Origin of the sequence: Streptomyces sp. ALI-76-A, assembly GCF_030287445.1 — a bacterium.
GTDB lineage: Bacteria > Actinomycetota > Actinomycetes > Streptomycetales > Streptomycetaceae > Streptomyces.
In genome coordinates, this window is record NZ_JASVWB010000002.1 from 7,746,657 (window position 1) to 7,756,765 (window position 10,109).

Genomic DNA, 10,109 nt, shown 5'->3' on the forward strand with positions numbered 1-10,109 from the left:
CACGGCGGAAGCCGCACGCCGACACAGACCCGCGCCCTTCGGGGCGCATCGCACTCACCCTCGTCAAAAGGATCACGTCATGCGTAAGTCAACCCTCCGCCGCAGCTGCGCGGCCCTCGCCGCCGTCACGTCCTTCGCCCTGGCCGCCACCGCCTGCGGCGGCACCACCAAGGAGGACGTGAAGAGCGAGAGCACCGGCTCCGCCGCCTCCGCCGGCAAGGCCGACCCGAACGCCCCCCTCAAGAAGGGCCTGACCGTCGGCTTCCTGCCCAAGCAGGTCAACAACCCGTACTTCACCACCGCCGACAAGGGCGGCGAGAAGGCCGTCAAGGAGCTGGGCTCCAGCTACAAGGAGGTCGGCCCCTCCAGCGCCACCGACACCTCCGGCCAGGTCTCCTACGTCAACACGCTCACCCAGCAGCAGGTCGACGCGATGGCCGTGTCCGCGCAGGACCCGGGCGCCCTGTGCACCGCGCTGAAGCAGGCCATGAGCAACGACATCAAGGTCGTCACCTACGACTCCGACACCAACCCCGACTGCCGCAACGCCTTCGTGTCGCAGGCCAGCGCCGAGGACCTGGGCCGCACCGAGGTGCAGCTGCTCGCCGAACAGATCGGCTACAAGGGCGAGATCGCGATCCTGTCCGCCGCGCAGACCGCGACCAACCAGAACACCTGGATCGACTTCATGAAGGAGGAGCTGAAGGACCCGAAGTACAAGGACGTCAAGCTGGTCAAGGTCGCCTACGGCAACGACGACGCCCAGCAGTCCTTCCAGCAGACCCAGGGCCTGCTCCAGGAGTACCCGAACCTGAAGGGGATCATCTCCCCGACCACCGTCGGCATCAAGGCCGCCGCCCAGTACCTCTCCGGCTCGAAGTACAAGGGCAAGGTCAAGCTGACCGGCCTCGGCACCCCCAACGACATGCGCAAGTACGTCAAGAACGGCACGGTCGAGGGCTTCGAGCTGTGGGACCCGGCGAAGCTCGGCGAACTGGCCGCGCGCACGGCCGTCGCGCTGGCGTCCGGGCAGATCACCGGCAAGGAGGGCGAGACCTTCACGGCCGGCGCCATGGGCGAGTACACCATCGGCAAGGACGGCGTGATCAGCCTCGGCAAGCCCACCGTGTTCGACGCGAAGAACATCGACCAGTTCAACTTCTGATCGCCGGGCCGTTGATTCCCGAGCATTTCAAGTCCCGTATTCCCAAGGGGTGTTGATGCAGCGCGTGTGCTTCCTGCTGAAGGTCCGGGCGGACCGCCTCGACGAGTACCGCGAGCGGCACGCCGCCGTGTGGCCGGAGATGCTGGACGCTCTGACGGCCACCGGCTGGCGCAACTACTCGCTCTTCCTGCGTGACGACGGCCTGCTCGTCGGCTACCTGGAGACCGAGGACTTCGCCGCGGCACAGGCCGGCATGGAGGCCACCGAGGTCAACGCCCGCTGGCAGGCGGAGATGGCGCCGTTCTTCGAATCGCTGGACGGCGCCCGGCCCGACGAGGCCATGAAGCCCCTCACCGAGGTGTTCCACCTCGCCTGATCCACTCGTTCACCCCGCTCCGCCCGCCCCATCCCTGTGCTCACCTCGCCAGACAACGGAGTCCCCGAGATGAACAGACGTACGCTGCTGGGCGCCGCCCTCGCCGGTGCCGTGATCACCCCCGCCCTCTCCGCCGGTACCGCCCGCGCCGCCGACCCCGGCCCCTCGGTCACCCGCACCGGCACCACCACCCTGGACACGCAGGCCATCTACTTCGTGTCGTACGACGGCCTGGTCAACAACAACTCGTTCCAGAAGAACGGCCTGCTGACCTACAAGGGTTACCAGTACGCCGTCTGGTACACCGCCGACCGCAACGCCGTCGTCGGCCGCCGCGTGCTCGGGGGCAGCACCTGGTCCACCGTGAAGGTCGGCCACACGCTGCGCTACAACGACTCCCACAACGTCATCTCCATGGGCGTCTCCCAGGTCGACGGCCGCCTCCACCTCAACATGGACTCCCACAGCGACGGCTTCACCTACGTCAAGTCGGTGGCCGGCCTGGTGGACAACCCGGCCGGGCTCAGCTGGACCACGAGCCGCTTCGGCGCCCCGCAGTCCACGCTGGACGGGCTGGCGCTCACCTCGCAGTTCACCTACCCGCAGTTCGTCTCCACCCCCGACGGCAAGCTCCAGCTGAGCTACCGGGTCGCCGTGTCCGGCAACGGCCGCAACGCCCTGGCCGAGTACGACGGCACCAGGTGGACCAACCTCGGCGAGTGGTCCAGCTCCACCGGCACGTACACCAGCGAGCACGGCTCCTCGACGGCCCGCAACATGTACCTGCACGGCATCGACTACGACGTCAACGGCCGGCTGCACTCCTTCTTCACCTGGCGCGAGCAGAACGGCGCCGTGATGTGCAACGGCGGCGGCATCACCAACCACGACACCGGCTACGTCTACTCCGACGACCGCGGCCGGACCTGGCGCACCAACGCGGGCACGGTCGTGGGCACCACCGGCGGCTCCGACAAGGTGTCCGTCACGGACGGCGGCCTCGTCGTGGACCCGCTCAACCCCGACCACTCCCTGATGAACCAGGAGAGCCAGGCCACCGACTCCGCCGGCCGCCCGCACGCGATCATCAGCTACGTGCCCGGCCGCTTCGGCCAGTGCACCACCAACTACGTCACCGCCCGGACGGCCAACGGACGCGCCTTCCACGTCCGCAGGAACGCCTCCGGCACCTGGCAGAAGACCGAGATCCCGGTCCCCCTCAACTCCAGCCAGCGCACCCGGCTGGTCCTGGACAAGTACGACAACGCGTACGCGGTCCTCCCCTTCGGCCGGATCGCCGCGGCGTCGGCGGCCTCCGGTTACACCGACTGGAAGCTCCTGTTCGACGGCAGCGGCCTCAACGCCTTCGGCGAGGTCCTGGTCGACGAGATGCGGGTCAGGTCCGGCAATGTGCTGTCGGTCATGTACCAGGAGAAGTCCAGCGGCACGACCCCCTCGGCGCTGCGCGTCGCCGACTTCGCACTGCCCGCGTGACCGGGGCTGATGTGCGCGGTGATGACGGTAATGTGAGGGCTTTCCGGCCACTTCTCGCCCTCCTGGAGGTCTTTGCCTGATGGGCCAGTCGGTGGGTATCAAGGACGTCGCCCGTGTCGCGGGGGTCTCCGTCGGCACGGTGTCGAACGTCATCAACCGGCCGGACACGGTCGCGACCGAGACCCGGGCCCGGGTGCTGTCCGCGATAGACCGGCTCGGGTACGTCCGCAGCGAGTCCGCGCGCCAGCTGCGCGCGGGCCGCAGCCGGATCATGGGGCTGCTCGTCCTCGACATGGGCAACCCCTTCTTCGTCGACGTCGCGCGCGGTGCCGAACGCGCCGCCCGCGAGGCCGGGCTCGGCGTGATGGTCTGCAACAGCGCCCAGAACGCGGGCGAGGAGGCGGAGTACCTCTCGCTCTTCGCCGAGCAGCGGGTCCGGGGCGTGCTGCTGACCCCCGCGGACGCGACCGGCCGCAACATCGCGTCGTTCCGGCGCCACGGCATCCCCTTCGTCCTGGTGGACCGGGTCGCCGAGGGCACCACCGAGTGCTCGGTCTCCGTGGACGACGTGGCGGGCGGCGCGCTCGCCGTCCGCCATCTCGTGGACGCCGGGCACCGCTCCATCGCGTACGTCAGCGGCCCGCCCGGTCTCAACCAGGTCCGGGACCGGCGTACGGGTGCCCTGAACGCGCTCGCCGAGGCCGGCCTCGGCCCGCAGGCCCTGCGCGAGCTGCCCACCGAGCGGCTCGACGTGGCCGCCGGCCGGGACGCCGGCGCCCGTCTCCTCGGCCTCGCCGACCGCCCGACCGCCGTGTTCTGCGCCAACGACCTGCTCGCCCTGGGCGTCCTTCAGGCCATGTACGCGGCCGGTGTCGGCGTCCCCGACGACCTCGCGATCGTCGGTTACGACGACATCGAGTTCGCCGCCGCGGCGGCGGTTCCGCTCACCTCGGTCCGCCAGCCCGCCGTCACCATGGGCGCCCTGGCCGCCGGGCTGCTGCTGGAGGAGACGGAGGAGGAGACCGCGCCGCGGCAGCACGAGCACCGCAGGGTCGTGCTCCAACCGGAGCTGGTGGTGCGACGCTCCAGCCTCGCGGCGCGCTGAGCGTCCCGGGCGGCCGTCCGCCGACGACCCGACATGCCCGGCCGGAAATTCCGGCATAAGGCGCATCACGTCTGCCCGGCGGCTCTGGAGGCTCGATTCCCGATCCCCACGTCACCCCCGCCCGGTCCCGGCGGACGGCCGTCGCGTCGGCGGTGGCCGCCGTCCTGGCCGGCACTGTCACGCTGGTGTCGTGCGGCCCCGACGACGACACCGGCGGGCCGAGGCGTGCCGAACGCACCGGACGCCGCTCCTTGACGGGCAAACGTTGCCTGCCGCGGCACTGGCCGTCGTCGTCACCATCACCAACAAGACCGACAAGAAGGCGTCGTACGCCGTGCGGGTCGACTTCCTCGACGACTCCGGCAAGGCCGTGGAGAGCCGGTACGTGGGCGCCGAGGACCTGGAACCCGGTGCCCGGGCCCAGCCGCTCGCCGTCAGCCGCAAACCCCCCGAGCCGGCGCTGACACCGAAGCTCGCCCAGGCACAGCGGTACTGAACGCCCGCCTGTCGGGAAAACGGCGTGCACAGCGCCGCGAGGAGGTGATGGGATCGGATCATCACTCCGTCACACGGCGGGCGGCGGACTGGGCATGGGGGACGGCGTGAACGAGACGGAGCTGCTGGCGGACCGCTTCGAGGAACACCGCGGTCATCTGCGGGCGGTGGCCTACCGCATGCTCGGTTCGCTGGCCGAGGCGGAGGACGCCGTCCAGGAGACCTGGCTGAAACTGGGCCGCGTCGACGGCGGGGAGATCCGCAACCTCGGCGGCTGGCTGACCACCGTGACCGGCCGGGTCTGCCTCGACATGCTGCGCTCGCGCACCGGACGCCGTGAGGACCCCCTGGACGACACCTTCGTCCCCGACCCCGTGATCCGGCCCCTGCGGGAGACGGACCCGGAACAGGAGGTCCTCCGGGCCGACTCGGTGGGCCTCGCCCTCATGATCGTCCTGGAGACGCTGGAGCCCGCCGAGCGGCTCGCCTTCGTCCTGCACGACATGTTCGCGGTGCCCTTCGACGACATCGCGCCGATCGTGGACCGCAGCCCGGCCGCGACCCGCCAGCTGGCCAGCCGCGCCCGGCGCCGGGTGCGGGGGGCCGCCCCCTCGGCCGACCCGGACCTCGGGCGGCAGCGCAAGGTCGTCGACGCGTTCATGGCGGCCTCGCTGGCGGGGGACTTCGAGGCGCTGGTCGCGGTCCTGCACCCCGATGTGGTGCTGCGGGCCGACTCCGGGGCCCTGGCGGGCGCCGCAGCGTCCAAACTGCTGCGTGGAGCCGAGTCGGTCGCCCGACAGGCCATGCTGTTCCGGGAGTTCACCCCGCTGGCACGACCGGTGCTGGTCAACGGCGCGGTCGGCCTGGTCAACGTCTCCGACGGACACCTGCTCACCGTCATGCACCTGGTCGTCGCCGACGGGCGGATCGCCGCGATGCACATCCTCGCCGACCCCGAGCGCCTCGCGACCCTGGACCTGCCGGACGGTCTCGGCTGACTCAGGCGGCCACGACCAGCCCGCCCGGGACGCGGTGCGGGCTCACCACCCGTCCGTCCGGCAGGAGTTCACCGGTGTCGTCGACTATGTCGATCAGTCTTCTGGGTGTCTTTGATGTCCAACGCGCTGCCACTGGAAGGCCTTTCGGTGCTTCATGGACGGGTTCTGTTCGCCTGTCCATGTCGGCTTGGGGTGTGGTGTGTCGTTAGCTGTGCAGAGGCTGCGGTTGTCCGAGGACGATCCGGTCTCGTACACCGTGGTGGGGGACGACGGCTTGCCCGTCGATGCCGTGGAGGAGTTCCTCGCGTACCTGGCAGCGACCGGTGCGTCGCCAAACACGGTGCAGGGCTACGCCTACGACCTGCGCGACTTCTTCGTCTGGCTGGAGCAGACGGGTCTGGACTTCCGGCGTGTTCGTCTGGAGGTCCTGGCCCAGTTCTTCGACTGGCTTCGCCGTCCGAAGCCGGCACGTGCGCCGGGAGTGTTCGTGCTGCCCGGTGTTGGCCAGGCGTTGGAGAACACCACGTTGCAGCGGAAGCGGGCCACGCTGGCATCCTTCTACCGGTTCCACGCCCGGCGGGACGAGAGTGTGCCCGCGCTGCTGGGAAGCCTGCTGGGCAGGCAGCCGACCGGCTCTTACACGCCGATGTTGGCGCACACCCAGAGGGGCGGCGAAGTCGAGTACAGCCCGATCCGCATCCACGCCCATCGCAAGCCGCCCCGGACGCTGACCGACGACGAGGTCCAGCGGCTGATGAGCGCGTGCAACCGGCGCCGGGACCGGTTCCTGATCGCTCTCTTGGACGACTCGGGGCTGCGGATCAGCGAGGCCCTGGGCCTGCGGCATGCCGACTTGAACCTCCGCAAGGGCGAGGTGCACGTCGTTCCGCGCGAGAACAACGCCAACGGGGCCCGCGTCAAGGGAATGAAGGGCCGGATCGTGCCAGTGAGGCCGGAGCTGTTCGACTGCTACGCCGCCTACATGGAGAGCGAGTACGGCACGCTGGACTGCGACTTTGTGTTCGCCAACCTCTTCCGCGAGCCGATCGGCTCCCCGATGACCCGGGCGAACGTCAACGAACTGGTGGAACGCCTGCAGCAGCGGACCGGCATTACGCACTTCTCGCCGCACGTCTGCCGACATACCTACGCCACGCGGCTGTTGCGGGCCGAGGTGCCGATCGAGGTCGTGGCCGAACTCCTTGGTCATGCCAGCCCGCAGACCACTGCCGAGATCTACAGTCACCTCGATGTCGAGGATCATCGCCGGGTGCTCCTCTCGGCCGGGATCATCAAGGACGGGGCATCGGCCCGGTGAACGCGCCCCAGACGCGGCGGGGTTCGGCGGGGCTGCTGGCGAAGCTGATGGAGACGGTGCGCCCGGAGTTCCGGGCCGAGGTGTTCTGTCCGCCGCGTGACAGCCCGGTGTTCTTCCCCGGGGAGTGCCGCATCGCTTCCTGCCCGACGGCGCTGACCATGGGGCGGTTGAAGCTGTGTCGCACCCACCATCACCACTGGGTGGCCGCAGGACGCCCGGCCGACCTGGACAGCTGGGCCGCGGACGAGGACGCGCGACTGCGTCGCCGCCAGCAGGTGGCGGCCTGCCTGGTCTCCGGGTGCAACCGAGCCAGGGCCGCCCACGGCCTGTGTCACCGGCATGCCTCGCGATGGACCCACGCCGGGCGACCGCCGCTTGAGGACTGGGCGGGACGCACCCTCTGTCACCCGCCGCGCAGGCCGACGGCAGCCGAGCGGACCTGCGAGTTTCCCGACTGCCCGCGCTGGACCGACAGCACTGATGTGCTGCTGTGTCACACGCACCACTCCCGGTGGTGCAAGCACGGCCGCCCTGAACTCACGAGCTGGTACGAGGACCTCGCCCACCGCGGCGATCCGAAGATCCGCCTGGGTCAGCTCGATCCCGCACTCCGCCTGGAGTTCCAGTTCGGCCTGCAACACCGCCTCGACGAGGGGCTGCGCTTCACCCCCGCCCGCGATGTCCGCCGCGCGGTCACCTGGGCCTGTCAGGCGCCGGTCTCCAGCCTCCTGGACTGGGACGAGACCAGATGGCGCGACCACGTCGCACCGCTCGGGCCCGACGGACGCCGCCACGGCTACAACGTGGTCGCCTTCCGCTTCATCGCGGACACCCGCTTCGCCCTGGAGCACCTGCTCATCGCCGATGATCCGTGGGCCGACCAGTATCCGCGCGAGGTCTGGGACCTGCGCCACTTCGCTCTCGCCGACGGAGAGACGCGCTACCTGCGCTTCGGTGGCATAGCCCAGCCCTGGCTGCGCGAACTGGCCAAACGATGGTGTCGCTGGCGCATCAGCACGAACATCAGCGTCAACACCGTCGCGCAGAACCTGCGCTCCCTGATCCATCTCTCCCGGCACCTGCCGCCGAACGCCAAGCCTGCCGACCTGACCCGCGCCAGGATCGAGACGTGGATCGCCGCCCTCGCCGTCAACTACCCGGACGTGTTCACCCGCCGGGCCGCGGTCAACTCGCTGGGCCGGTTCCTCGCCGACGCCCGTGCCCACGACTGGCAGCCCGACCTGCCCCGCGACGCTGTCGTCTACAACGACGCCCCGCCTCCGCCGCCGGCCAAGCCCCGCTGGATCTCCGAGCACCTGATGCGGCAGATGGAGAACCCCGCCAGCCTGGCCTTGATCGCCACCGACGATCTTCGCCTCATGGTCCCGCTGCTGATCTCCTGCGGCCTGCGCATGAAGGACGCCCGGCGCCTGCGGTTCGACTGCGTCACGCACGACGACACCGGCGCCCCCTACCTGAGCTGGGTCAACCACAAGATCCACGGCCGCATCGCGTTCTTCCCCATCAGCCAGGCCCTGGCCGACGAGATCGCCGCGCAGCAGAAGCGCGTCCAGGCCCGCTTCCCCTCCGGGAGCCGCTTCCTGTTCCCCGGCTGGGTGGCCAACCTCAACGGCAGCAAGGCCGTCTCGGACAGCTGGTGCCGCGAACAGATGGAGACCTGGCTGGAGCGCATCCGCCTCATCGACGAGCACGGCCGCCCCGCGCGGGTGACCTTCCACCAGTTCCGCCACACGCTCGGCACCCGGATGATCAATGCCAACGTCCCGCAGCACATCGTCCAGCAACTGCTGGATCACATGTCGCCGCAGATGACGGCCGTTTACGCCCGCCTGCATCAAAAGACCCTGCGCGAGCACTGGGAGAAGTCCCTCAAGGTCAACGCCGAGGGCGAACCCGTCGCACTGCCCGCCGACCACCCGCTCGCCGATGCCACCTGGATGCGGCTTTCCCTGGTCCGCGCCAAGGTCAGTCTCCCCAACGGCTACTGCGGGGCACCCATCCAGACCGACTGCGAGTACGCCAACCCATGTCTGGACTGCCGCTTCTTCATCACCACCGGCGACTTCCTCGACCAGCACCGACGCCAGCGGGAGGAGACCCGCAAGCTCATCGGCGACGCCGAGCAAGCCGGGCTGTCGCGCATCGTCGAGAAGAACACCCGCACGCTCGGCAAGCTCGACACCATCATCGACGCTCTGGAACAAGCCGGACCGCAGCAGATCGTGGCCGGCGGGAAGGTGACCGATCTCGATGCCACCGGCTGACAACGCCCGCTTCCTCGTCGAAGCCTCGAAGACACGCAGCAGGCAGGCACGCGAGCGCGCCGAAGAGGCCATCAGGACGGCATCCTGCCGCAGCGAACGGCCCACCGTCGTCGGCATCGCGAACGCGGCCAGTGTCTCCCGGTCCTGGCTATACACGCAGACCGACCTCATTACCGCGATCAACCAACTCCAGCAACGAGCCCCTGCACCCCACCGCAGCCCCCGGCACGCGGCCAGCGACGCCTCCCTGCACCGCAGGCTGGAGACCGCACTCGAACGAAACCGGCAACTCCGCGACCAGGTCGCTGACCTCACCCGAAAACTGGAGACCGCCCACGGTGAAATCCGCCGCCTCCGCACTCTTGCCTAGGACCTCTTGCGGGTCACGAGTGGCGGTTCGATCTCGGGGCCTGCTGGCGCCAGCGCAGCTCCTGCCTGCGACGATGCGCCTATGAGCTATGACCTTGCTGTTTGGGACGGTGATCGTCCCCTCGACAATGACCAAGCGGGCTCGACCTACGACGAGCTCTACGAGCGCTACCTGGAATCGGACGATGTCGTCGTGCCTCCGGCGCCGCGCATCATGGCCTACGTGCAAGCACTCGTGGCGCGATACCCCGACGACGAGCACAGCATCGTATGGGCGTCGCCACCGGTCCTCGATGAGGCATCGGGCCCGATCGTCTACCTGCTCATGTCCTACGGCAAGGCTGAGGAAGTGTCCGAGTACGCCGCTGCGCTGGCTCGCGAGCACGGACTCATCTGCTTCGATCCGCAGGGAGAGTGCCTCCGGTCCTGACGAAGACATGTCCGTCTCGTAGTGTCCCTGGTCAGCAGCCTCTTCCGCGTCCGAGATCGACATAACCTCGAAGA

The 10,109-nt window shown here is 69.4% G+C and carries 9 protein-coding genes and 2 pseudogenes; 10 read left to right on the forward strand and 1 reads right to left on the reverse strand.

The features are described 5' to 3' along the window. Positions 1-79: 79 nt before the first annotated feature. From rhaS to sigJ, 6 genes and pseudogenes are all read left to right on the forward strand, one after another. Positions 80-1,165, forward strand: a complete 1,086-nt coding sequence (rhaS, locus tag QQS16_RS35430; RefSeq protein WP_286066157.1) for a rhamnose ABC transporter substrate-binding protein — start codon at positions 80-82, stop codon at positions 1,163-1,165. A 55-nt stretch (positions 1,166-1,220) separates the two neighbouring features. Next, a complete protein-coding gene (locus QQS16_RS35435; RefSeq protein WP_286066158.1) occupies positions 1,221-1,541 on the forward strand; it encodes an L-rhamnose mutarotase in 321 nt (106 codons plus the stop codon). A gap of 69 nt (positions 1,542-1,610) precedes the next feature. Then, positions 1,611-3,035, forward strand: a complete 1,425-nt coding sequence (locus tag QQS16_RS35440) for a BNR repeat-containing protein (RefSeq protein WP_286066159.1) — start codon at positions 1,611-1,613, stop codon at positions 3,033-3,035. A 79-nt stretch (positions 3,036-3,114) separates the two neighbouring features. After that, positions 3,115-4,140, forward strand: a complete 1,026-nt coding sequence (locus tag QQS16_RS35445; protein WP_286066160.1) for a LacI family DNA-binding transcriptional regulator — start codon at positions 3,115-3,117, stop codon at positions 4,138-4,140. A 280-nt stretch (positions 4,141-4,420) separates the two neighbouring features. Beyond that, positions 4,421-4,636: pseudogene (locus QQS16_RS35450) on the forward strand (FxLYD domain-containing protein); the annotation flags it as partial. A 106-nt stretch (positions 4,637-4,742) separates the two neighbouring features. Beyond that, positions 4,743-5,633 (forward strand): RNA polymerase sigma factor SigJ, encoded by an 891-nt coding sequence (gene sigJ, locus QQS16_RS35455; protein ID WP_286066161.1) that lies wholly within the window; start codon positions 4,743-4,745, stop codon positions 5,631-5,633. Position 5,634: 1 nt separating this feature from the next. Here the strand turns inward: sigJ and QQS16_RS35460 are convergent. Then, positions 5,635-5,721 (reverse strand): annotated as a pseudogene (locus QQS16_RS35460) (DUF5999 family protein); the annotation flags it as partial. A gap of 138 nt (positions 5,722-5,859) precedes the next feature. Between QQS16_RS35460 and QQS16_RS35465 the strand changes: the two are divergent. From QQS16_RS35465 to QQS16_RS35480, 4 genes are all read left to right on the forward strand, one after another. Then, positions 5,860-6,951, forward strand: a complete 1,092-nt coding sequence (locus tag QQS16_RS35465; protein ID WP_286066162.1) for a tyrosine-type recombinase/integrase — start codon at positions 5,860-5,862, stop codon at positions 6,949-6,951. Then, the gene (locus QQS16_RS35470; protein WP_286066163.1) at positions 6,948-9,236 is read left to right on the forward strand and encodes a tyrosine-type recombinase/integrase; all 2,289 of its coding nucleotides are present in this window, start codon (positions 6,948-6,950) and stop codon (positions 9,234-9,236) included. The genes QQS16_RS35465 and QQS16_RS35470 overlap by 4 nt, the downstream gene beginning before the upstream one ends. Beyond that, on the forward strand, positions 9,223-9,606 hold the full coding sequence (locus QQS16_RS35475; protein ID WP_286066164.1) for a DUF6262 family protein: 384 nt from the start codon (positions 9,223-9,225) through the stop codon (positions 9,604-9,606). Before QQS16_RS35470 ends, QQS16_RS35475 begins: the two co-directional genes overlap by 14 nt. Positions 9,607-9,687: 81 nt before the next feature. Then, the gene (locus QQS16_RS35480) at positions 9,688-10,035 is read left to right on the forward strand and encodes a hypothetical protein (RefSeq protein WP_286066165.1); all 348 of its coding nucleotides are present in this window, start codon (positions 9,688-9,690) and stop codon (positions 10,033-10,035) included. Positions 10,036-10,109 lie beyond the last annotated feature (74 nt).

What these genes read in the sequence shown, in the direction of transcription:
- QQS16_RS35435 (WP_286066158.1), top strand. Translation starts at nt 1,221, where the DNA reads ATGCAGCGCGTGTGCTTCCTGCTGAAGGTCCGGGCGGACCGCCTCGAC.
- QQS16_RS35480 (WP_286066165.1), top strand. Translation starts at nt 9,688, where the DNA reads ATGAGCTATGACCTTGCTGTTTGGGACGGTGATCGTCCCCTCGACAAT.
- QQS16_RS35445 (WP_286066160.1), top strand. Translation starts at nt 3,115, where the DNA reads ATGGGCCAGTCGGTGGGTATCAAGGACGTCGCCCGTGTCGCGGGGGTC.
- QQS16_RS35440 (WP_286066159.1), top strand. Translation starts at nt 1,611, where the DNA reads ATGAACAGACGTACGCTGCTGGGCGCCGCCCTCGCCGGTGCCGTGATC.
- QQS16_RS35475 (WP_286066164.1), top strand. Translation starts at nt 9,223, where the DNA reads ATGCCACCGGCTGACAACGCCCGCTTCCTCGTCGAAGCCTCGAAGACA.
- rhaS (WP_286066157.1), top strand. Translation starts at nt 80, where the DNA reads ATGCGTAAGTCAACCCTCCGCCGCAGCTGCGCGGCCCTCGCCGCCGTC.